This is a genomic window from Pseudomonas sp. NC02, assembly GCF_002874965.1.
Lineage (GTDB): Bacteria > Pseudomonadota > Gammaproteobacteria > Pseudomonadales > Pseudomonadaceae > Aquipseudomonas.
Map to the genome: position 1 here is coordinate 1778578 of NZ_CP025624.1, position 22724 is coordinate 1801301.

A 22724-nucleotide genomic window follows, 5' to 3' on the forward strand; every position below is an offset into this window, starting at 1 on the left:
TCACACTCTGATCGCGATTGGCTGCTTGCCGCTCGCCAATAACCGTTTGATTTCCGGCACACAGGAGCCGCATTGCGTGCCGCAACCCAGTTCCTGCTTCAGCCCGTTCAGGTCCAGGCCCCGGGCAATGCCGGCGCAGACCGCGCTTTCGCTGACGTTCTTGCAGTTGCACAGCGTCTTGTTGCTGCTCGAGCCGCCCCCCGGTGGCGCACTCAATGGTGCCAACAACCAGCGGCGTAACTGCTCATCGGTGCGACCTTCCAGCCACAGGCTTTGCAGCCAGTGGCGAGCCAGGGTTTCGCCAGCCAGGCGGATCGCGGTGATACGGCCTTTTTCAATCTTTACCCGCTTGCCAATGGAGCGCCGCGGGTCGTCGTACGCCATCACGGGGCCGTCGTTGAGGCCCAGCAGTTGGTCGATCTGCTTGAGCAGTTCAAGGGCGGGCGCCTCGTGATGCGCCGCACGAATCAGCAGGGCAGGCCGCTCGCGTCCGGTCAGGCTCAGGCTGACGTAGGCAAAGCCGTCACACAGCGGTCGCAACGCTTCGAAGTGTTGCTGCACATCGCCTTCAATCAGCGCAAACAAGTGCCAGGGCAGTCGCACCGCCTCCAGGCGCACGCCGCTGTGCTTGAGTTCCGGCTGTTTGGACAGCGGGTCGAATGCCGGCTGGGTCAGCGCATTTACGCCGCCTTTAAGAAAACGGTCGCCCCAGTGCATCGGCAGGAAAGCCTGGCCGGGACGCACGCTGTCATCGCTGCCGACGGCCACAATCACGCTGCCGCGCCGGCTTTTCAGGCTGACCAGATCCCCTTCCTTCAAGCGATGGCGACGCAGTTCGTCCGGGTGCAGGCTGAGCACTGCTTCACTGACATGGCCGAACAGCTGCGCAGCGGTGCCGGTGCGGCTCATGCCATGCCATTGGTCCCGCAGGCGGCCGGTGATCAGGGTGAGTGGGAAGCGCGCGTCACGCTGCTCCTTGGCGGCGCGATAAGGGTCGGCGACAAAGTGCGCGCGGCCAGTCTCCGTAGGGAAAAATCCGTCGGTGTACAGCCTTGGTGTTCCGCCCACCGCATCGGCCGGGAATGGCCATTGCTGCGGGCCTATCCGGTCCAGCAGCGCGTGGCTGATACCCGACAGGTCCAGGTCCCGGCCACGGGTCAGCAGCTTGTATTCATCAAAGATCTGTGCCGGTTGCTCAAAGGCAAAAAGCCCCGGTTTTCCGGGACAAAGACGCTGCTCCAGGCGTTGGGCAAAATCCACGGTGATTGCCCAGTCCGGCCGCGCTTCCCCAGGTGGGGCGATGGCTCGGCGAACGTGGGAAATGCGCCGCTCAGAGTTGGTCACTGTGCCTTCCTTCTCGCCCCAGCTCGCGGCTGGCAGCAACAGGTCGGCGTAACGCGCCGTCTCGGTTGTACGAAAGGCTTCCTGTAGCACCACGAACGGACACGCTTCCAGGGCCTGGCGCACGGTGTTCTGGTCGGGCAGGGATTGGGCGGGGTTGGTGCACGCGATCCACAAGGCCTTGATCTTGCCGGCCTGCATCTGTTCAAACAATTCGATGGCGGTCAGCCCGGTGCTGGCCGGCAGTTGGTCGACCCCCCAATACGCGGCTACTTCTGCCCGATGTTCGGGGTTGGCAGCCTCACGATGGCCAGGCAGTAAATTCGACAAACTGCCGGTTTCCCGCCCACCCATGGCATTCGGCTGACCCGTCAGGGAGAAAGGTCCGCAGCCAGGGCGGCCGATGGTGCCGGTCGCCAAATGCAGGTTAATCAAGGCGCTGTTCTTCGCGCTGCCGGCGGTGGACTGATTGAGCCCCATGCACCACAACGACAGAAAACTCGCCGAGGTGCCGACCCATTCCGCACACAGGTGCAGTTGCTCGACACTGATCCCGCACAACTGCGTGACCATTTGCGGTGTGTAGTCGTGAACCAGGCGTTTGAGTTCGACCAGGCCGTCGGTATGGGCCTGGATAAAGTCGCGGTCGATCCAGTCTTCCCACAACAGCAAGTGCAGGATCCCATGGAACAATGCGACATCCGTACCCGGCAGAATCGCCAGATGCAGGTCCGCCAAGTCGCAGGTGTCGGTGCGCCGGGGATCAATTACCAGCACTTTCATCTGTGGCCGGCGGGCCTTGGCTTCCTCCAGGCGTCGGAACAACACCGGATGCGCGTAGGCCATGTTACTGCCGACGATCATCACGCAGTCGCTCGACTCCAGGTCCTCGTAGCTGCACGGTGGCGCGTCGGCCCCCAGGCTGCGCTTGTAGCCGACCACCGCCGAAGACATGCACAGCCGCGAGTTGCTGTCGATGTTGTTGGTGCCCACCAGCGCCCGCGCCAGTTTGTTGAAGCTGTAGTAATCCTCGGTCAGCAACTGCCCGGAAATATAGAACGCGACGCTGTCCGGCCCGTGTTCAGCGATGGTTTCGACAAACACGTTCGCCGCGTGCTCCAGGGCGGTATCCCAGTCGGTGCGGCTGCGGGCCAGGCCTTTGCCCAGCCGCAGTTCCGGGTACAACGCGCGGGCCGTGAGGTCTCCGGTGAGGTGCAGGCTGGAGCCCTTGCTGCACAATTTTCCGAAGTTGGCCGGATGACTCGGATCGCCACTGACGCCGAGGATCTGCGAGCCATCATGCTCGATCAGTACGCCGCAACCGACCCCGCAGTAGCAGCAGGTGGACGCGGTGGTCTGGCGGTTCATCAACCGGCGTCCCGCAGCGCCAACATCACCCGGCCGTTTTCCACACGGGCCGGGTGGTGATGGGCGCAGCCGACGTCCGGTGCCTGGGCCTCCCCGGACTCCAGGTCGATCTGCCAGTTGTGCAGCGGGCAGGCCACGCGCTTGCCGTAGATCAAGCCTTGGGACAGCGGGCCACCCTTGTGCGGGCAGCGGTCGTCGAGGGCGAAAACCTCGTCGTCACTGGTACGAAAAATCGCGATGTCGCCTTTTGGCCCGCTGATGATGCGCGAGCCCAGGGCGTTGATTTCTTCGAGGGCGCATATATCCAGCCAGTTCATGCCGGCACCTCCAGCAGTTTGACGGGGATGGTGTCGAATTCCTTTTTCAGCAGCGGCTGTTCCAGGCGTTCTTTCCACGGGTCCTGCTCGAACGACAGGGAGAATTGCAGGCGTTCATTCAGTGCCTGGCGCCGCGCCGGGTCTTCCAGTACAGCCTTCTTGATGTGCTCCATGCCGACCCGTTGCAGGTAGTGCACGGTGCGCTCCAGGTAGAAGGCTTCTTCCCGGTAGAGCTGTAGGAAAGCGCCGTTGTATTCGCGCACTTCTTCGGCGGTTTTCAGCTTGACGAAGAACTCGGCGACCTCGGTCTTGATCCCGCCGTTACCGCCGATGTACATCTCCCAGCCGGAATCGACGCCGATGATTCCCACGTCCTTGATCCCCGCTTCCGAGCAGTTGCGCGGGCAGCCGGACACTGCAAGCTTGACCTTGTGGGGCGACCACATATTGAACAGGTCATGTTCCAGCTCAATCCCCAGTTGCGTCGAGTTCTGCGTACCAAAGCGGCAGAACTCGCTGCCGACGCAGGTCTTCACGGTGCGGATGGATTTGCCGTAGGCATGGCCGGATGGCATATCGAGGTCTTTCCATACGCCGGGCAAGTCCTGCTTCTTGATGCCGAGCAAATCGATGCGCTGCCCGCCGGTGACCTTGACCATCGGCACGTTGTACTTGTCGGCCACATCAGCGATGCGCCGCAGTTCCGACGGATTGGTCACACCACCCCACATCCTTGGGACTACCGAGTAGGTGCCGTCTTTCTGAATATTGGCGTGGGCGCGTTCGTTGATCAGGCGCGATTGCGGATCGTCTTTTGCCTCGCCGGGCCAAGTGGAGATCAGGTAGTAGTTGAGTGCCGGGCGGCAGGTGGCACAGCCGTTCGGGGTGCGCCAGTTCAGGTAGCTCATGGTGCCGGCGATGGTCAGCAGGTGCTGGTCGCGGATGGCCTGGCGGATTTGCCCGTGGTTGAGGTCGCTGCAGCCGCAGATGGCTTTTTCGCTTTTCGGTTTGACGTCCGCCGCGCCGCCCACGGTGTTGATCAGGATCTGTTCCACCAGCCCGGCGCAGGAACCGCAGGAACTCGCGGCCTTGGTGTGCTTCTTCACATCGTCGACGCTGAACAGACCGTGTTCCTGAATCGCCTTGACGATGGTGCCCTTGCACACGCCGTTGCAGCCGCAGACTTCGGCGGTGTCGGCCATGCTCATGGCTTTGTCCTGGCCTTGGTGGCCTACATCGCCCAAAGCATTTTCACCGAACATCAGGTGATCGCGGATCTCGCCAATGGCATGGTTCTCACGGATCTGCCGGAAATACCAGCCGCCGTCAGCCGTATCGCCGTACAGGCAGGCGCCGACGAGGATGTCGTCCTTGATCACCAGCTTCTTGTACACGCCGCCAATCGGGTCGGAAAGCGTGATGGTTTCCGTGCCTTCGCCGCCCATGAAGTCCCCGGCGGAGAACAGGTCGATGCCGGTGACTTTCAATTTGGTCGAAGTCACCGAGCCTTGATAGCGCGCGAAACCCAGTTGGGCGAGGTGGTTGGCGCAGACCTTGGCCTGCTCGAACAGCGGTGCCACCAGGCCGTAGGCAATCCCGCGATGGCTGGCGCATTCGCCGATGGCATAGATGCGCGGGTCGTAGGTTTGCAGGGTGTCGTTGACCAGAATCCCACGGTTGCACGGGATGCCGGATTTTTCCGCGAGTTCGGTGTTGGGGCGGATGCCCGCAGCCATCACCACCAGGTCGGCGGGGATCACATCGCCATTCTTGAATTGCACCGAGCCGACGCGGCCGTTGCCGGCGTCATGCAGCGCCTCGGTCTGCTCCTTCAAGCGAAACACCAGGCCACGGCTTTCCAGTTCGGTTTGCAGCAACTGGCCGCTGGTCTTGTCCAGTTGCCGTTCCAGCAGCCACTCGCCGATATGCACCACGGTCACGTGCATGCCACGCAGCATCAGGCCGTTGGCGGCCTCCAGGCCCAGCAGGCCGCCGCCGATGACGACCGCGTGCTTGTGGGTCTTGGCGGTGTCGATCATGGCCTGGGTGTCGGCGATGTCGCGGTAGCCGATCACACCCTGCAACGTATTGCCCGGGATCGGCAGGATAAACGGCGTGGAGCCGGTGGCGATCAGCAGGCGATCGTACTCGGCCTCGCTGCCGTCTTCGGCGATGACTTTGCGTTTGACCCGGTCGATCTGCACCACTTTGCGGTTAAGCAACAGCTTGATGTTGTTATCGAGGTACCAGCTCAAGTCATTGAGCACGATCTCTTCGAAGGTCTGCTCACCGGCCAGCACCGGCGACAGCAAAATGCGGTTGTAATTGGTGTGGGGCTCGGCGCCGAAAACGGTGATGTCGTACAGGTCGCTGCTCAGCTTGAGCAATTCTTCAAGGGTGCGAACCCCGGCCATGCCGTTGCCGATCATCACCAGTTTGAGTTTCTTCATGTCGTTCTCCGCAGTGGCTCGACAAATCGTGCGCAACAAAAAAAGGCGTCCCCGCTACGTAAGTAGCGAGGACGCCTTTGTCCTGGTCCCGTTCTCTCGGGAAGCCCGACCTTCGACGTTGAAGGTGCGGCTATATGTGTGTTGATGGGAAAGCTAATGCAGCGGTTGTGCCAAGTAGGATTTTGGCCGGTTTTGCTAAGTGAGGCGGTGATGTATCAAGAAATTTCGCCTCTTAGTGGTGCAACAGCCAGTACAACAGCACCAGATTGATCAGCAGCGACAGCACGGCCAACGTTTGCCAGACCTTCAGCGGTTCGCGCTCCAGCAGCGGTTTTGGTCGCGTGCTCAACTCGCGGCGATCCGCCTGCTCCAGTACCAGCAACCATTCCTCGGCAGTTTCATAACGTTGCTCGGGTTGCGCGGCGACTGCGCGCTCCAGGCTCTGTTGCAGCCAGTCGGGCAGGTCGGGGCGGTAGCGGCTGGCGCCGACAAGCGTAGTGAACCTGGGACGCTGGAAAGCTTCGATTTCGCCGTAGGGGTAATGCCCGGTGAGCAGGTAATACAAGGTCACACCGACGCTATACAAGTCCTGTTGCGGGGTAGGGCGTTCGCCGTTGAAGGCTTCCGGGGCGATAAAGCTTGGCGTGCCAGGCAACAGGTGCGCGCGATCCTCCGAGAGCCCGGGGCAGTAGGCCAGGCCGAAGTCCAGCACACGCAATTCGCCATCCTCTCCCAGCAGCAGGTTTTCCGGCTTGATGTCGCGGTGCAGGATCTGCCGGCGGTGCAGCAGCCCGACGGCACGCAACAGGCGCTCGGCCAGGGTTTGCCACTGCGCCAGGGGCAATGGGCCCTGGTGCTTGAACAGTTCGGCCAGGGTTTGGCCGGAGTATTCACGCATCACGTAGTACAAATGCTGACGGCCACTGGCTGGATGGACTTCAGGGAACGCGCGGCCGGCGACCCGGCGCAGGAACCATTCCTCTGACAGCAATGCCTGGGCGGCGAACACGTCATCGTCGTGGCTGAGCGGCAAGGTCTTCAGCAGCCACGCCTGTTGATGGGCATCGCGCACCCGATAGAGCAAGGATTGGCGGCTTTGCCCCAACAGCGACTCTACGTGCCAGCCTTCGAAGCGCTGGCCGGGTTTCAGGGGGGGCGGCAGGGGCCATTGCTGCAACTGCACCAGCGCATCGCCGAGGGTGGCGGCGCCAAGCTGGTCGACGCGGACCAGCAGGGCGCTGGCGTTGTCCTGGCTACCAGCCAGGTGCGCGGCGCTGACCAGGGTGTTTACCGCGAGGTCCAGGTCCGACTGTTCCCGCAGGATTGCGCTGATGTTGTTGTCATCCAGGGTCGCCCACACGCCGTCGCTGAGCAGCAGGAAACACTCGCCTGCCCGCAACTCGCCGTCGAGGAAATCCAGCACCAGATGCTGATCCAGGCCCATGGCGCGCTTGAGCACATGCTGCATGCCCGGTTGCTCCCACACATGCTCCTGGCTCAGGCGCTGCAACTGGCCATCGAGCCAGCGGTACACCCGGCAATCACCCACATGGGCCAGGGTGAAACGCTGGCCGCGAAACACCAGGGCGCTGAGGGTGGTCAGCAACGGCTGACCGCCGCCATTGGCTTGCAGCCAGCGATTCTGGGCCACCAGCAAGCGTTCCAGGGCCTGGGCCACGCCCCAGGTTTGCGGCGTGGCGTAATAGTCCAGGGCCAGCGCTTGCAAGGTCGAGCGTGCAGCCAGTCCGCCATCGGCGCATTGGCTGACGCCATCGGCGATGGCACACAAGTAGCCTTTGCTGGCGGCCAGCTCCGGGGCGGGAGTGACCAGGCGCAAGGCGTCCTGGTTTTCCTGCCGTGGGCCGGTGGCGCTGGCTTGGGCGAAGCTCAGTTGCAGGCTCATCAGACCCGTGCAGCCGTCACCGCAGCCGAGCCCCAGGTGGTTCTCCAGCGACGCTTGACGCCGTACAGGCCGAACCAGGCCAGCACGCCCAGGCTGGCGAACAGCCACAGCGCCAACTGATAGCTGCCGGTGCTTTGCTTGATCGCGCCCATGCCCGCCGCCAGGGCGAAACCGCCGATGCCGCCGGCCATGCCGATCAGGCCGGTCATCACACCAATCTCGCGGTGAAAGCGTTGGGGCACCAGTTGGAAGACTGCACCGTTACCGGCACCCAAACCGAGCATGGTGCACACAAAAAGCGCCAGTGCTGCGTAGGAGCTTGGCAGGTTGAACCCCACCGCCGCGATGCAGATCGCTGCCACGCCGTACATGCCGAGCAGGGTGCGAATCCCGCCGAAACGGTCGGCCAGGGCGCCGCCCAAAGGCCGCATCAGGCTGCCGCCGAATACGCAGGCGGCGGTGTAGTAGCCGGCGGTGACCGGGCTCAGGCCGTATTGGTCGTTGAAATAGCCGGGCAGGGCGCTGGCCAGGCCGATGAAACCACCGAAGGTCACACTGTAGAAGAACATGAACCACCAACTGTCGCGGTCGCCCAGGGCTTTGAAGTAGTCGGCCATGGACTTGGCCTTGGGTCGTTGCGGGGCGTTGCGGGCGAGCCAGGCGAAGACGATCAGCGTCAGGATCAGCGGGATCAGTGCGAAGCCGAACACATTGCTCCAGCCAAACGCGGCGGCGAGCACCGGTGCCAGCAGGGCCGCAAACACCGTCCCGGAGTTGCCGGCGCCGGCGATGCCCATGGCCTTGCCCTGGTGCTCGGCGGGGTACCACTGGGACGCCAGGGGCAGGGCGACGGCGAACGAGGCTCCCGCCATGCCGAGGAACATGCCCAGCAGCAGGGCTTGCTCGTAGCTGTGGATTCCGAGTTTCCAGGCGACGAACAAGGCGCCGATGACAATCACCTGGCCGATCAGGCCGGCGGTCTTGGGGGAGAGTTTGTCGGCGAGCATGCCCATCAGGAACCGCAGCACCGCGCCGGCCAGGATGGGGGTGGCGACCACCAGGCCGCGTTGTTGGGTGGTGAGGTGCAGGTCGGCGGCGATTTGTACCGCCAATGGGCCCAACAGGTACCAGACCATGAAGCTCAGGTCGAAATACAGGAACGCGGCGAACAGGGTCGGGGTGTGACCGGATTTCCAGAAGCTTGATTTCATCACGCACCTCAGCGGTAAGGGGTCTTATGAGAAGGCCTGGTGATGGAACGGCTGGGGCCGCCCCATCGGCCCCGGGCTATGGGGCCAAAACGAAAAAACGCCGCCACCGGGTTCGCTGGGGCAAACCGGGTGTGCGACGTCTTTGTCGTGGAGGGGGCAACCGCCGTTGGCTACCTGTGGGGATTCTTTAGCAAGAGGTGGGCCAACAGGGGGTGGGGGCGTTGTGGTGTGGTGTGGTGTACATATCCGTTGCTGCGGTAACGGCGGCTTAGGGTTCCGCTCTTACAGCGGGTCACTTTTGGCAAACGCCCCAAAAGTAACCAAAAGGTCTTTGCCCCACCACTCGGTGCCTCGCTTAGGCTCGGCATGCCCGCACTCCGGCCCGGTTCCGCGGGCCGCCGCGACGGGCCATCCATGGCCCGGCGCGGCTAAACCGGCGTCCTGCCGGTTTACCCGCTCCACCGTGCCTACTTGCGGCCATCGTGGTTGACGGGGCCTGCAGATCAAAATCAAAAGCAAGAGCACAGCGGCCTCCCGGCCGGCTTGAGTGTTAAAAGCAAAAGCAAAGACCAGAGCGAAAACAGATCTGCTTTTCTGTGGGAGCGGGCTTGCTCGCGAAAAACCTGAGAGCGCCGCGTTCATTCAGGATGCCCGCGTAATCGTTAACGACCTTCGCGAGCAAGCCCGCTCCCACATTTTTTGGACCGTGCCCGCTTTAGATTTTGATTTTGCTCTTCAACACTCAAGCCGGCCGGTAGGCCGCTGTGCTTTTGCTTTTGCTTTTGATCTTAGGCGCCCCGTTAAACCACGCTGGCCGAACGCAGGCAGTACGGAGCGGGTAAACCGGCAGGACGCCGGTTTAGCCGCGACGGGGCAGGACGCCCCGTCGCGGCGGCCCGCGGAGTAATGCCGGAGTGCGGGCACACCGAGCCTAAGCGAGGTGCCGAGTGGTGGGGCAAGAGCGTTTTGCTTACTTTTGCGCTGTTCAAAAGTGAGCCGCCGTAAGGGCGGAACCAATAGCGGCCGTTACCTAAATAACGGATATACACCCCGCCCCCCCCTCTCACCCCAACAACTCACTCATCGCAATAATCTGCTCCGCCACCTGAATCAGCTTCTGCTGCCGACTCATCGCCTGACGCCGCATCAGCGTGTAGGCCTCTTCCTCATTACACCCCTTCATTTTCATCAACAACCCCTTGGCCGTTTCGATCCGCTTGCGTTCGGCCAACTGCTGATCCCGCGCCTGCAACTGCGCGCGTAGCGCCTGGTCACTCTCGAACCGCGCCATCGCCACATCCAGAATCGGCTGCAACCGCTGCGCCTGAATCCCCTCGACAATGTAGGCACTCACCCCGGACTTGATCGCCTGACGCATCACCCCCGGATCATGCTCATCGGTAAACATCACAATCGGCCGTGGCTGGTCGCGACTCACCAGCACCACCTGCTCCATCACATCGCGTCCCGGCGACTCGGTATCGATCAAAATCACGTCCGGGCGCACCGCTTCGACCCGCGCCGGCAAGTCGATCGTCAACCCCGATTCATCGATCACCTCAAACCCGGCCTCGGTCAACGCAGCCTTGAGCCGCCCGACCTTGCGCGGTGTGTCATTGATCAACAGGATTCGTAGCATGGGTTCCTCCTGTCAGCGCAAGGCCTGGCGGCTGGCAACATCTGCCATGGCATGCAGGCGAAAGCTGCGGGCATACCCGGCCGGGTCCGAACCGTCCCAGATTTTTCCGTCGATCAACTGGCTGCTGCGCATGGCCTCGCCACCGGCAGGCACGCCCACGGCGCTGGCCGCCTGGCGATAGATGTCCAGTTGTTGCACACGCCGGGCAACGCCGAGGTAGTCCGGGTCCTCCCGCAGCAGGCCCCAGCGGCGGAACTGGGTCATGAACCACATGCCATCAGACAGGTAGGGCAGGTTCACCTCGCCGTCGCCATAAAAACGCAGCGCGTGGGGATCCTGCCAGTGGTTGCCGAGGCCGTCATCGTAGTCGCCGAGCAGGCGCGGTTCGATGCAATCGAGCGGGGCGTCGAGGTACTGCGGGGCGCTCAGCAACTGTGCAGTGGAGCGGCGGTTTTCCGTGCTCTGTTCGATAAAACGGCTGGCCTGCAGGATCGCCATCACCAGTACCCGGGCGGTATTGGGGTATTGCTCGACAAATGCCTGGGTGCAGCCGAGTACTTTTTCCGGATGGTCCGGCCACAGTGCCTGGGTGGTGGCCAGGGTAAAACCCTGGTTCTGCTTCACCGCACTGGCGCACCAGGGCTCGCCCACACAAAAGCCGTCGATGCGCCCGGCTTGCAGGTGCGCAACCATCTGCGGCGGCGGCACCACCACACTGTCCACATCCTGCAGGGGATGGATGCCCTGGCTGGCCAGCCAGTAATACAACCACATGGCGTGGGTACCTGTGGGAAAGGTCTGGGCGAAGGTGAGTTTTGTTCGGCTTTGGTGCACGTGGCGGTCCAGTGCCTCAGGACTGGTCACCCCCAGCTGTTGCAAGCCACGGGACAGGTTGATGCTCTGGCCGTTCTGGTTCAGGCCCATCAGCACCGCCATATCGGTGGGTGCCACGCCGCCGATGCCCAGGTGTACGGCGTAGATCAGGCCGTACAGGCTGTGGGCGGCGTCCAGTTCGCCGCTGACCAGGTTGTCCCGCAGGCTGGCCCATGATGACTGGCGCCTGAGATTCAAGGTCAGGCCACAGGGCTGGGCGAAGCCCTGGGTGGCGGCGACCACCACCGAGGCGCAATCGCTCAGGGCCATGAAACCCAGGTTGAGGCTGCTCTTTTCCGGGGCATCGCTGCCGTTGACCCAAGCCAGGGGATCACTCATCAATACGTACCTTTCATAAAAAAACGCCGTTCCGTCGGGTACTCAGAAGAAGAGCCCGGGGTAACGACGTCTGTGTCCTTGAGCCCGTTCCGCCGTTGGCGCGAGCTGCGATAGACAAGGCAAAGCAAGGCACATGCCACGATGCGCACAGGATGGGCTGGGCGTCAGCTTTCCATCAGGATTGAAATTGGCCTGCCTCGCAGTATGGCCGCTCTTTCAGCCCGGGCCATGCAGGCATGTTCAGCCACCTTCACCGTTTCTCGACGCTGCTTTTCGGCCTGCTGCTGCTGGGCAGCCCCGGCGCGTTCGGGGGCTCCTACCAAGCCCGTGATGAAAGCCTGCACACTTTTTTTACCGCGTTGTCCCTGCCGCTGGGGCAGCCGATCGTTGTCAGTCAGGCGGCAGCTCGCAAGCGCATCAGCGGGGCGTTCGATTTCGGCTCGCCCCAACCGCTGCTGGAGTCGGTCGCCCAGCAGCAAGGCCTGATCTGGTACACCGATGGCCAGGTGCTTTACCTCTATGACGCCGACGAGGCGAAAAGCTCGGTAGTGACCCTGCGGCATATCTCGGTCGACCTCCTGCGCGGGTTCATGCGCCGTTCGGGGCTCGAAGAGGCGCGCTACCCGCTGCGTGCGAGTGGGGCGCGGGTGTTCTACGTGTCCGGGCCGCCGAACTATGTCGACCATGTGCTGCGCCTGGCCCAACTGATGGACCGCCAGCGTGCGGAACTGCGCCTGGGGCCGCAGCGGATCGGGGTGGTGCAGGTGCTCAACACCCACGTTGCAGACCGCGAGTACAACATGGGCGACAGAACCGTCACGGTGCCGGGCATGGCATCGATGATCGAAAAACTGCTGGCCGTCGAGCAGGAGAGTGCGTCCCCGCGGCAACCCGGATTACTGGCCGACAAGAATATCTCGGTGCTGGCGTACCCGGACACCAACAGCCTGCTGATCAAGGGCAAGCCCGCGCAGGTGAGCTTTATCGAAGGTCTGGTGGCAGAACTGGACGTACCGAAGCGCGCGGTGGAGGTTTCGATGTGGCTGGTGGATGTGGACCGCGATGAGCTCAAGAAGATCGGCGCGACCATGCACAAGGGGGCGGACAAGCCTTCAGCGACCCGGGTCATGGCACCCATCGAGGACGAAGCATTCATGCAGCGGATCACCGCCTTGGAGTTGCGCAGGCGAGCGAGGGTCACGACGTTGCCGGTGATTCTCACCCAGGAGAATGTGCCCGCGGTTTTCAACGACAACCAGACGTTCTATCTGCCCCGGCCGGGTGAAGAACACGACGAATGGCAACCGGTGGTCTTTGGTACGCAGGTCAGTGTTCTGCCGCGCTTTGCCGAGGCGAATGAAATCGAGATGCTGCTCACCGTCGAGGATGGCCGCCAGATGGGCAAGGCTACCAGTCGCGACAAACCCTCGGCGGGGGTGGAGCGGATGGGGATCAACACGGTGGTGCGTGTGGCTCCGGGCAGGCGATTGCTGGTGGGGAATTTTCAGCGCGATACCGGCACAGCCTTGCTCGGACGCTACAACGGGCCCATGGCCAACAGTGTGCGATTGTTTGTGATTCAGGCGACGGCGGTCGCAAATGTGCTGCATACCGCTGCCGAGCCGGGGCAGGCGCCGCCGTTGACGCGCTCCCAGCATGAGCAGGTGAAGCGGGCATTTAACCGGGTGACCGAAGGATAAGAACGTTGGTGGCGCCCCTGGGCGGGCATCGTCGAAAGGTCCTACGTGCCCAGTCTGAAAAAATCAGTGCCTATGGGGTTTTTTCCTCTCCTATACAGCGAGTGGGCTTTTTATAGTCGCGACCTTCAGGAAACCAGTGTTGGAAATGAAGGTGAGTTGGGTGCGGAGGTACGAATGGCCGTGGTGAACGATGGGGTACTGGCTACCCCCATGGTCTTTGAGCGCTGGACGTTGCACGGCGACGGTAGATTGACCAGTGAAGACTCGGATATTCAACTCCCGCCCAAGGAGTGGCAGGTGTTGCGCCTGTTGCTGTCCTCGGCCGGAGTGCTGGTGACCAAGGACCACTTGCTGGAACAGGCATGGCCCCATAACGAGGCCACGGAAGAGTCCCTGACCCGTTGCATCTGTTCGCTGCGCAAATATTTGAAGGGCGGCAAGGGCCTGATCAAGACGGTATACGGCAAGGGGTACCGGGTGACCTGTGCGGTCAGGATGACCAGCCTGACGGTGGGCACTGTCTGTTCCACCTGCGGTCGGGGGCAGGCATGAGCAGCGCCCGGTGCAAGGGGGCGCTGCTGCTGATGCTCACGCTCGGCTTCGGCAATGAAGCCCGGGCGTATTGCTGGGCCGAGGCTGCCAGCCGATACGGCATGGAGCCGGAATTGTTGCAGGCCATCGCCGCGGTGGAGTCGGGCTACCGCGCCAAGGCCATGAATTACGCCAACAACAACGGCACCCGTGATATCGGGCTGATGCAGATCAACAGCATTCACCTGCCGCGCCTGCTCAAGGAGGGCATTACCGAGCAGCGCTTGCTGGATGAGCCTTGCCTGTCGGTGGAGGTGGGGGCGTCGATCCTTGCCGACTTCGTCAAACAGTTCGGCTACAACTGGACAGCGATCGGTTCCTACAATGTGGGCGGCGGGCCCGGGCCTCAGCGTGAGGCCCTGCGTCTTCGCTATGCGCAAAAAATCTGGGTCCGCTATGAGGAACTGATGACGCACCGTAACTGACGATTGGACGGCACGCCTCGCATGCAGCCCGTCACCCCGGCTATAATCGCCGCCACCTTTCGCCGCCATCCGAGTCAAGCCCGCCCATGTATACCCTGGCCCGCCAGCTGTTGTTCAAACTCTCTCCGGAAACTTCCCACGATCTCTCCCTGGACTTGATCGGTGCCGGTGGCCGCCTGGGGCTCAATGGCCTGGTGTGCAAGGCCCCGGCGAAAATGCCGGTGTCGGTGATGGGGCTCGATTTCCCCAACCCGGTAGGCCTGGCTGCGGGTTTGGACAAAAACGGTGCGGCCATCGACGGTTTTGCGCAGCTGGGTTTTGGCTTTGTCGAAATCGGCACCGTGACCCCACGGCCGCAGCCGGGCAACCCGAAGCCGCGGATCTTCCGCCTGCCGGAAGCCGAGGCGATCATCAATCGCATGGGCTTCAACAACCTGGGTGTGGATAACCTGCTGTCACGGGTTCAGGCGGCGAAGTACACCGGTATCCTCGGGATCAATATCGGCAAGAACTTCGACACGCCGGTGGAGCGTGCGGTGGATGACTATCTGATTTGCCTGGACAAGGTGTACGCCCACGCCAGCTACGTCACGGTCAACGTCAGCTCGCCTAACACCCCGGGCCTGCGCAGCCTGCAGTTTGGCGACTCCCTCAAGCAACTGCTCGAAGCCTTGCGCCAGCGCCAGGAAGATTTGGCTGTGCGCCACGGCAAGCGTGTGCCCCTGGCAATCAAGATTGCCCCGGACATGAACGACGAAGAGACCGTACTGGTGGCCCAGGCCCTGGTGGATTCGGGCATGGATGCGGTGATCGCTACCAACACCACCCTGAGCCGCGTCGGTGTCGAAGGCCTGGCGTATGGTGACGAAGCGGGCGGCCTGTCCGGTGCGCCGGTACGCGACCAGAGTACCCACATCGTCAAGGTGCTGGCGGCCGAGTTGGCAGGGCGCTTGCCGATCATTGCCGTGGGTGGCATCACCGAGGGCAAGCACGCGGCCGAAAAAATCGCCGCCGGCGCGAGCCTGGTGCAGTTGTATTCCGGCTTTATCTACAAGGGCCCGGCGTTGATTCGCCAGGCGGTGGATGCGATTGCGGCATTGCCGCGCGGCTGACAACAGTCAATAAAAAGGGCTCCTTGAAGGAGCCCCTGGGCCGAAGCCCGCCGCCCGGATGGGGCGTGCGTGGTTAAGTGGTTGCGTATTCGTGCTGGTGTCGGAATTAAATGCCCTTGATTAGCCGACGGCGTGAAGTTCGTTGAGTCTGTGGATTCCCGCAGTGCCAGTCATACCGTCCCAGTTGTCGCCGCGTCCTTCTCGCCAGCCGTTGATCCAGGCTTGGCGTACCGACGGTAGAGTAAATGGGCAAAGCTCACGGGATTTGCCATGAACGCCATATTGATATCCGCGTAAAAATGCTCTTTCCAACGGATCACGCTTAAGTCTTCTCATAGGGTGTTTCCCTCACTTGTTGACTGTCTTGATATCCTTCGGCCTCGTCCGAGGCCGGGCAGAGTTTTTCTGCCGTTGGTGCGCTCGCTGCCGGCGTGGCGAGCTATGTGTCGGCGTCGTTACGGCGCCAACCTGTGTTGAGTTCTAACCAATAGGTCACATGGATTCAATGATCGTTTTGTCATAAGCACGTAACGATAATGATGCTATAGCCATAAGCTGGGATGGCTTTTCGCCCCTTTTGTTGGGCAAACCCAGCTATGATGTGCCCTTCAAAGAGGATGGGTTTAATCCTTTAGTGAGAATGTCCGCCTGTTGCAGTCGGTTATTATTCGACGAAGGGTCGGAATGTTTCTTTTTGTTGCTTCAAATACTTGAACTGCCCCGTCGATAAAGGCCCGAAAGGCCGGTAGCCGGGGTGGAACGGCACATTCGTGCCACACGAGCGTTCTTCAAGAAAAGCGCTTGATTGAAAACCGAACGCGCGATGCGTCGCCCGTTCACTTATTGCTGAAAAGCCTGGAATGCCCCATGTCGGACCGTTTTGAACTCTTCCTCACTTGCCCCAAGGGCCTCGAAGGCCTGCTGATCGAGGAAGCCGTGGGGCTTGGCCTTGAGGAAGCCCGCGAGCACACCTCGGCCGTGCGCGGCATGGCCGACATGGAGACCGCCTACCGCCTGTGCCTCTGGTCGCGCCTGGCCAACCGCGTGTTGCTGGTGCTCAAGCGCTTCCCGATGAAGGACGCCGAAGACCTCTACCACGGGGTGCTGGACATCGAGTGGGAAGACCACATGCTCGCCGACGGCACCCTGGCCGTTGAATTCAGCGGCCACGGCTCGGGCATCGACAACACCCACTTCGGCGCGCTGAAGGTCAAGGATGCGATTGTCGACAAGCTGCGCACCCCGACCGGCGAACGTCCATCCATCGACAAGATCAACCCGGACCTGCGCATCCACCTGCGCCTGGACCGTGGCGAAGCGATCCTCTCTCTCGACCTGTCCGGCCACAGCCTGCACCAGCGCGGCTACCGCCTGCAGCAGGGCGCGGCACCGTTGAAAGAGAACCTGGCGGCGGCGATCCTGATTCGCTCCGGCTGGCCGCGCATCGCTGCCGAAGGCGGCGCGCTGACGGACCCGATGTGCGGCGTCGGTACCTTCCTGGTGGAAGGCGCGATGATCGCCGCCGACATGGCGCCCAACCTGAACCGTGAGCTGTGGGGTTTCACCGCCTGGCTTGGCCACGTTCCGGCGCTGTGGAAAAAACTTCACACAGAGGCCAGCGAACGTGCCGCCATCGGCATGGCCAAGCCACCGCTGTGGATTCGTGGTTACGAGGCGGATCCTCGCCTGATCCAACCCGCCCGCAACAACATCGAACGCGCAGGCCTTAGCCACTGGATCAAGATCTACCAGGGCGAAGTCGGTACCTTCGAGCCGCGTCCGGACCAGAACCAGAAAGGCCTGGTGATCTGCAACCCGCCGTATGGCGAGCGTCTGGGTGATGAAGCCAGCCTGTTGTACCTCTATCAGAACCTCGGCGAGCGTCTGCGCCAGGCGTGCCTGGGCTGGGAAGCGGCGGTGTTCACCGGTGCTCCGGACCTGGGCAAGCGCATGGGCATCCGCAGCCACAAACAGTATTCGTTCTGGAACGGCGCCTTGCCGTGCAAATTGCTGCTGATCAAGGTCACCCCGGATCAGTTCGTCACCGGCGAGCGTCGCACCCCGGAACAACGCCAGGCCGAGCGCGAGCAAGCGGCCTACGACCAGGCGCCGACCGAGCCGCAAGAGCGCCAGTACAACAAGAACGGGAACCCGATCAAACCCGCCCCGGCCCCAGTGGTCGAGCAGGCGCGCTTGAGCGAAGGCGGGCAGATGTTTGCCAACCGCCTGCAAAAGAACCTGAAACTGCTGGGCAAGTGGGCCAAGCGCGAAGGCGTCGATTGCTACCGTGTGTACGATGCCGACATGCCGGAATACTCCATGGCCATCGACCTGTACCACGACTGGGTCCACGTCCAGGAATACGTGGCGCCGAAGTCGATTGACCCGGAAAAAGCTTCGGCACGCATGTTCGATGCCCTGGCGGCCATTCCCCAGGCGCTGGGCATCGACAAGAACCGTGTGGTGGTCAAGCGTCGCGAACGCCAGAGCGGCACCAAGCAGTACGAGCGCCAGAGCGCCCAGGGCAAGTTCACCGAGGTCAGCGAAGGCGGCGTCAAGTTGCTGGTCAACCTGACCGATTACCTGGACACCGGCCTGTTCCTCGACCACCGTCCAATGCGCATGCGCATCCAGAAAGAGGCGGCCGGCAAACGCTTCCTCAACCTGTATTGCTACACCGCCACCGCCAGTGTGCACGCCGCCAAGGGTGGCGCGCGCAGCACCACCAGCGTCGACCTGTCGAAGACCTACCTGGACTGGGCGCGCCGCAACTTCTCCCTCAACGGTTTCTCCGACAAGAACCGCCTGGAGCAGGGCGACGTGATGGCCTGGCTGGAAGCCAGCCGCGATGAGTTCGACATGATCTTCATCGACCCGCCGACCTTCTCCAACTCCAAGCGCATGGAAGGCATCTTCGACGTGCAACGCGACCACGTGCAGTTGCTGGACCTGGCCATGGCACGCCTGGCGCCGGGCGGCGTGTTGTACTTCTCGAACAACTTCCGCAAGTTCCAGCTGGAAGACAACCTCGTCGAGCGGTATGCCGTCGAAGAGATCAGCGACAAGACCATCGACCCGGATTTTGCGCGTAACGCCAAGATCCATCGGGCGTGGAAAATCACCGCGCGCTGATCACTGCGTTCTGAAGCCGCAGGCCCGGATCATTCCGGCCTTGCGGCTTTTTTTTGCGCTGGTCAAACGCAAGTCCTGTGGCTATAACTTAGGGCCTGGCCAAAGTGACGCACCCGCACGCTGGCGTTCTGAGTCTTGTCTATGCCGCTGCATGCCGTCCGCCCGAAAATCCTAGGCTTTATCAGTGAGCAGGTGTCGGCGTGGCTGGTGGCGGTGGTGGTGTTGCTGGGCGGTATCGCGCTGACGATTGTCGTCGCCTGGGCCGCGTCCGAGCTTTACCAGCAGCAGATGCGCCAGCGCTTTCAACTGCTGGTCAACGAGCGCTACAGCCGTCTCCAGGAGCGTTTCGAGGACCAGGAACAACGCCTGGGCAGCCTGCGGCGGTTCTTCGTCAATTCAAATACAGTCTCGCGCAAAGAGTTCGAAGGGTTCGCGCAGCCCTTGCTGTTGCGTACCCGCGCCTATGCCTGGGCACCCCGGGTTTTGCGTGACCAGCGCGGTGCGTTCGAGCAGGCAATCACGGCGGAGCGCGGTGCGAATTTCTCCATTCGTGAATTGAATGCGGCGGGCGAACTGACCCCGGCGACTGATCGCGATGAGTATGTGCCGGTGCTGTACAGCCAGACCCAGAGCATTCTCGGCTCGCCGCTGGGTTTTGACCTGTTGGCCCAGCCACTGCGGCGCTCGACGGTGGAGCGTGCGCAACAGTCAGGGAAGATGGCGGTGTCCCAGCCCATGCAACTGGTGGGTGTGGAGCCGGCCTATGCCATGGGTGTATTGCTGGTGGCACCGGTCAGCCGGGCACCGACGACACAAGTGCCCAACAGTGAACCTTACGGCTACGTCATGGCGGTGATCAGCATGCGCCAGCTGGTGGCCGATGGCTTGCCCAAGGCCGCACGGGACAACCTGGTGATGCAGATTGTCGACACCTCCGATGCAGAGCAACGGGTGTTGTACGAATCCAGCAACCCCGTGGCAGACAGTGACCTGGTGGCAGCACGCCGGCTGACGCTCGGCGACCACGTCTACGCCTTGAGCCTGCGCCCCAGCCAGGTGTTCCAGCAGGGCAATCACTCGTCGCTGGTCAGTATCCTGGTCATGGGCAGCCTGCTGAGTGTGCTGCTCAGTGCGTTGCTCTACGTGGTGGTCAGCCAGCGCCAGCGCGCATTGAAGCTGGTGGAGCAGCGCACCGCCCAATTGCGTCAGCGGGAACAGGAGCTGCGAGGCACCCACGGCCAACTGCGCAGCGTGCTCAATGCGGCCACCCAGGTGGCGATCATCGCGACGGACTTGCGCGGTGTGATCACCACCTTCAACGCCGGCGCCGAGCAGATGCTGGGCTTTGAAGCACAAGAGGTACTGGGCCACCTGACCCTCGAAAGCCTGCACCTGGCCCCCGAGCTGGAAGCCCGTGCCGCGCAATTGAGCGCAATCCTCGGCAAGCGCATCGCGCCAGCCCAGGCGATGCTGGTGGACAGCGCCGATGCAGTGCATGAGGCCCGCGAGTGGACGCTGGTACGCAAGGACGGTAGCCAACTGACGGTAAACATGCTCGCCACTGTTCTGCTGGACGAGCATGGCCTGTGGGTCGGGCACCTGGCGATCTGCCTGGATGTCACCGAGCAGAAGCGCGCCTATGAGGCACTGGCCGCGCGGGACCGCCTGCTGAAGAAACTCAGCGCCCATGTGCCCGGCGGTATTTTCCAGTTCATCCTGGAACCGAACAATGTCTCGCGTTTCATTTATGCCAGCGATGGCATCCGCGACATCTACGAAATCGAGCCTGGGGTGTTGCAGCAGGATGCGCGAAAGGTCTTCGAGCGGATTCATCCGCTGGATGTCGAGCGGGTACGGGAGTCCATTCGCCTGTCCACCCTGCAACTGAGCCATTGGCGTGAAGAATACCGGGTGCAGTTGCCCCATCGGGGGCTGCGCTGGGTTCGCGGTGAGGCGACGCCGGAAGAGCTGGCCGGTGGCGGTACGTTATGGCATGGCTATGTGTCGGATATTTCCGATCTCAAGCGGGTCGAGGAAGAGCTGCGGGCGCTGTCGATTACCGATTCCCTGACCGGCATTCATAACCGACGCTACTTCCAGGACCGGCTGAAGGCCGAGATGATCCGGGTCAAGCGTGCCTCGGGGGCGTTGTCGGTGATCATGTTCGACATCGATCACTTCAAGCGCATCAACGACCAGCATGGTCACGCGGTGGGTGATGAAGTGCTCAAGGAGTTATGCCGGCGCATCAGCCAGCGGTTACGACGCACGGATGTGTTTTGCCGGCTGGGCGGCGAGGAGTTTGTGGTGCTGTGCGCCAGTACCGACGGCAGCCAGGCGTTCAATGTTGCCCTGGAGTTGTGGCAGGCGTTGCGCGGTGAGCCGATGGAAGGTGTCGGCACGGTGACGGCGAGCTTCGGGGTCGCCAGTTGGCGGGTCGAGGAGGGCGTCGACAGCTTGTTGCTGCGGGCGGATTCGGGTGTCTATGCCGCCAAGCAGGCGGGCAGGGACAGGGTTGAGGCGGAGCGGGTGCTTGCCTGAAGTGCACGGCCATTCAAGCTATTAGAGATCAATGTGGGAGCTGGCTTGCCTGCGATAGCATCACCTCGGTATTCCTGATAGACCGAGGCGTCTGCATCGCAGGCAAGCCAGCTCCCGATATTTGCTGCTGTTAGAGGACCGGGGCCGCCGCCGCCAGTTTCGGCTGGCGATACAGGTCCAGCAGCACCTGGTCCAGTACCGAGGACGCGCCCCACGGTTTCGGATCGTTGAGAATCGCCACCACAGCCCAGGTATTGCCATTGTTGTCGCGGCTGAACCCGGCAATCGCCCGCACGGTGTTCAGGGTGCCGGTCTTGACGTGGGCTTCGCCGCGCATGGCCGTGGTCTTCAGGCGTTTACGCATGGTGCCGTCGGTGCCGGCAATCGGCAGCGAACTGATGTACTCCGCTGCGTATGGGCTTCTCCACGCCGCTTGCAGCATGGTCGCCATTTCGCGGGCGCTGACCCGTTCAGCACGGGACAGGCCGGAGCCGTTCTCCATCACCAGGTGCGGCGCGGTGATGCCTTTTTTCGCCAGCCACTGGCGCACCACGCGCTGGGCGGCCTTGGCGTCGTCGCCGTCGGCATCGGTGCGGTACTGCGCACCCAGGCTCAGGAACAACTGCTGGGCCATGGTGTTGTTACTGTATTTGTTGATGTCGCGGATGATCTCCGCCAGGTCCGGCGAGAACGCACGAGCCAGCACTTTGGCGTTCTTCGGTACCGGCGCCTGGATGTCGCGGCCCTGGATGCTGCCGCCCAGTTCCTTCCAGATCGCCCGAACGGCGCCGGCGGTGTAGGTGGCGTGGTCCAGCAACGACAGATACGTCTGCGAACTGCAGCCGTCCGCCAACTGGCCGCTGACGGTCACGGTGACGCTGCCGTCGGCGGCGGTCATCGGGCTGTAGCGCACATCGCCGGTGCATTGCTTGGCGTTGGAGACCTTGACCTGGTTGTCGATGCGGATGCTCGCAATCGGCGGCTCGACCGAGACCAGCACCTTGCCCGAATCATTGCGGGTGACGAAGCGCAGCGCCTTGAGGTTGACCATCAAGGCATCGGGCTTGACCAGGAACGGCTTGTTCTCGTCGTTACCGTCGTCATTGAACTCCGGCAGTTGCGGCGGGATGAAGAAGCCACGGTCCAGCACCAGGTCGCCGGTCACTTGCTGCACGCCATTGGCCCGCAGGTCGCGCATCAGCAGCCAGAGTTTTTCCATGTTCAGCTTGGGGTCGCCGCCGCCCTTGAGGTACAGGTTGCCGTTCAGGATCCCGCCGCTCAGGGTGCCGTCGGTGTAGAACTCGGTTTTCCACTGATGGTTGGGACCGAGCATTTCCAGGGCCGCGTAGGTGGTGACCAGCTTCATGGTCGAGGCTGGGTTGACCGACACGTCGGCGTTGAACACGGTAGGTGTGCCCGGGCCATTGAGGGGAATCATCACCAGGGACAGGGCATTGTTTTGCAGCTTGGCTTTCTGGAGGGCTTCCTGGACCTTGGGCGGCAGGGAAGTGTTGATCGGGGCGGCGGTAACGGAAAAGGCCAGGGGCAGAAGAAAACTGGCGAGTAACAGTGGACGCAAAGATTTGATCATAAGAATTAAAACCCTACTGCTGAGGGGGTAAAAAGGTGAGGGGTATGTACGAAAAATCCCTCAATGGTCATGAAAGTGTCGGCATTATGCCCCAAGGCTGTCGCACTTGTGGCTGAACGATAGCTGCAATTGGCGGTTTTTTTTACTGGCACTCTGCCGCCTGTCCCAGAGAATCGGGCAAAGGCCTGCTT

At 62.3% G+C, this 22724-nt stretch carries 15 protein-coding genes; 6 read left to right on the plus strand and 9 right to left on the minus strand.

Annotated elements, in window-relative coordinates:
* The 7 genes from C0058_RS08325 to C0058_RS08360 form a co-directional block, all read right to left on the minus strand.
* The gene (locus tag C0058_RS08325) at window positions 1-2709 is read right to left on the minus strand and encodes a nitrate reductase (protein WP_008432645.1); all 2709 of its coding nucleotides are present in this window, start codon (window positions 2707-2709) and stop codon (window positions 1-3) included.
* Window positions 2709-3026 (minus strand): nitrite reductase small subunit NirD, encoded by a 318-nt coding sequence (gene nirD, locus C0058_RS08330; protein WP_003215022.1) that lies wholly within the window; start codon window positions 3024-3026, stop codon window positions 2709-2711. The genes C0058_RS08325 and nirD overlap by 1 nt, the downstream gene beginning before the upstream one ends.
* Complete coding sequence (nirB, locus tag C0058_RS08335; protein ID WP_003215025.1) at window positions 3023-5476, minus strand: nitrite reductase large subunit NirB; 2454 nt, start codon at window positions 5474-5476, stop codon at window positions 3023-3025. Before nirB ends, nirD begins: the two co-directional genes overlap by 4 nt.
* Window positions 5477-5708: 232 nt before the next feature.
* Window positions 5709-7379 carry a bifunctional protein-serine/threonine kinase/phosphatase gene (locus C0058_RS08340; protein WP_102368363.1) on the minus strand — a complete coding sequence of 557 codons (1671 nt, stop codon included), beginning with the start codon at window positions 7377-7379 and terminating at the stop codon, window positions 5709-5711.
* Complete coding sequence (locus tag C0058_RS08345; protein WP_003215029.1) at window positions 7379-8590, minus strand: NarK/NasA family nitrate transporter; 1212 nt, start codon at window positions 8588-8590, stop codon at window positions 7379-7381. The genes C0058_RS08340 and C0058_RS08345 overlap by 1 nt, the downstream gene beginning before the upstream one ends.
* 1063 nt (window positions 8591-9653) lie before the next feature.
* Entirely contained in the window at window positions 9654-10229 is a 576-nt protein-coding gene (locus C0058_RS08355) for an ANTAR domain-containing response regulator (RefSeq protein ID WP_003219125.1), read from the minus strand.
* 12 nt (window positions 10230-10241) lie between these two features.
* Window positions 10242-11441 (minus strand): CmpA/NrtA family ABC transporter substrate-binding protein, encoded by a 1200-nt coding sequence (locus tag C0058_RS08360; RefSeq protein ID WP_102368364.1) that lies wholly within the window; start codon window positions 11439-11441, stop codon window positions 10242-10244.
* A gap of 236 nt (window positions 11442-11677) precedes the next feature.
* Between C0058_RS08360 and sctC the strand changes: the two genes are divergently transcribed.
* From sctC to C0058_RS08380, 4 genes are all read left to right on the plus strand, one after another.
* Complete coding sequence (gene sctC / locus C0058_RS08365; protein WP_102368365.1) at window positions 11678-13141, plus strand: type III secretion system outer membrane ring subunit SctC; 1464 nt, start codon at window positions 11678-11680, stop codon at window positions 13139-13141.
* A 174-nt stretch (window positions 13142-13315) separates the two neighbouring features.
* Window positions 13316-13693, plus strand: coding sequence for a winged helix-turn-helix domain-containing protein (locus C0058_RS08370; protein ID WP_102368366.1), 378 nt, complete (start codon window positions 13316-13318; stop codon window positions 13691-13693).
* Window positions 13690-14157 (plus strand): transglycosylase SLT domain-containing protein, encoded by a 468-nt coding sequence (locus C0058_RS08375; RefSeq protein WP_008437547.1) that lies wholly within the window; start codon window positions 13690-13692, stop codon window positions 14155-14157. Before C0058_RS08370 ends, C0058_RS08375 begins: the two co-directional genes overlap by 4 nt.
* An 86-nt stretch (window positions 14158-14243) precedes the next feature.
* The gene (locus C0058_RS08380) at window positions 14244-15269 is read left to right on the plus strand and encodes a quinone-dependent dihydroorotate dehydrogenase (protein ID WP_003219118.1); all 1026 of its coding nucleotides are present in this window, start codon (window positions 14244-14246) and stop codon (window positions 15267-15269) included.
* 120 nt (window positions 15270-15389) lie between these two features.
* On the opposite strand, the gene rmf is transcribed toward C0058_RS08380, so the two are convergent.
* Window positions 15390-15605, minus strand: a complete 216-nt coding sequence (gene rmf, locus C0058_RS08385) for a ribosome modulation factor (protein ID WP_002553055.1) — start codon at window positions 15603-15605, stop codon at window positions 15390-15392.
* 531 nt (window positions 15606-16136) lie between these two features.
* On the opposite strand from rmf, the gene rlmKL reads away from it, so the two are divergent.
* Window positions 16137-18401 (plus strand): bifunctional 23S rRNA (guanine(2069)-N(7))-methyltransferase RlmK/23S rRNA (guanine(2445)-N(2))-methyltransferase RlmL, encoded by a 2265-nt coding sequence (rlmKL, locus tag C0058_RS08395; RefSeq protein WP_003219107.1) that lies wholly within the window; start codon window positions 16137-16139, stop codon window positions 18399-18401.
* 141 nt (window positions 18402-18542) lie between these two features.
* Entirely contained in the window at window positions 18543-20942 is a 2400-nt protein-coding gene (locus tag C0058_RS08400) for a diguanylate cyclase (RefSeq protein ID WP_102368367.1), read from the plus strand.
* Between the two features lie 130 nt (window positions 20943-21072).
* Here the strand turns inward: C0058_RS08400 and dacB are convergent, their stop codons facing one another.
* The gene (gene dacB / locus C0058_RS08405) at window positions 21073-22533 is read right to left on the minus strand and encodes a D-alanyl-D-alanine carboxypeptidase/D-alanyl-D-alanine-endopeptidase (protein ID WP_003219103.1); all 1461 of its coding nucleotides are present in this window, start codon (window positions 22531-22533) and stop codon (window positions 21073-21075) included.
* Between the last annotated feature and the right edge of the window lie 191 nt (window positions 22534-22724).

Bases quoted from the DNA above. Each gene is read 5' to 3' on its own strand.
- C0058_RS08325 (WP_008432645.1), bottom strand. From the start codon at position 2,709: ATGAACCGCCAGACCACCGCGTCCACCTGCTGCTACTGCGGGGTCGGT.
- nirD (WP_003215022.1), bottom strand. From the start codon at position 3,026: ATGAACTGGCTGGATATATGCGCCCTCGAAGAAATCAACGCCCTGGGC.
- nirB (WP_003215025.1), bottom strand. From the start codon at position 5,476: ATGAAGAAACTCAAACTGGTGATGATCGGCAACGGCATGGCCGGGGTT.
- C0058_RS08340 (WP_102368363.1), bottom strand. From the start codon at position 7,379: ATGAGCCTGCAACTGAGCTTCGCCCAAGCCAGCGCCACCGGCCCACGG.
- C0058_RS08345 (WP_003215029.1), bottom strand. From the start codon at position 8,590: ATGAAATCAAGCTTCTGGAAATCCGGTCACACCCCGACCCTGTTCGCC.
- C0058_RS08355 (WP_003219125.1), bottom strand. From the start codon at position 10,229: ATGCTACGAATCCTGTTGATCAATGACACACCGCGCAAGGTCGGGCGG.
- C0058_RS08360 (WP_102368364.1), bottom strand. From the start codon at position 11,441: ATGAGTGATCCCCTGGCTTGGGTCAACGGCAGCGATGCCCCGGAAAAG.
- sctC (WP_102368365.1), top strand. From the start codon at position 11,678: ATGTTCAGCCACCTTCACCGTTTCTCGACGCTGCTTTTCGGCCTGCTG.
- C0058_RS08370 (WP_102368366.1), top strand. From the start codon at position 13,316: ATGGCCGTGGTGAACGATGGGGTACTGGCTACCCCCATGGTCTTTGAG.
- C0058_RS08375 (WP_008437547.1), top strand. From the start codon at position 13,690: ATGAGCAGCGCCCGGTGCAAGGGGGCGCTGCTGCTGATGCTCACGCTC.
- C0058_RS08380 (WP_003219118.1), top strand. From the start codon at position 14,244: ATGTATACCCTGGCCCGCCAGCTGTTGTTCAAACTCTCTCCGGAAACT.
- rmf (WP_002553055.1), bottom strand. From the start codon at position 15,605: ATGAGAAGACTTAAGCGTGATCCGTTGGAAAGAGCATTTTTACGCGGA.
- rlmKL (WP_003219107.1), top strand. From the start codon at position 16,137: ATGTCGGACCGTTTTGAACTCTTCCTCACTTGCCCCAAGGGCCTCGAA.
- C0058_RS08400 (WP_102368367.1), top strand. From the start codon at position 18,543: ATGCCGCTGCATGCCGTCCGCCCGAAAATCCTAGGCTTTATCAGTGAG.
- dacB (WP_003219103.1), bottom strand. From the start codon at position 22,533: ATGATCAAATCTTTGCGTCCACTGTTACTCGCCAGTTTTCTTCTGCCC.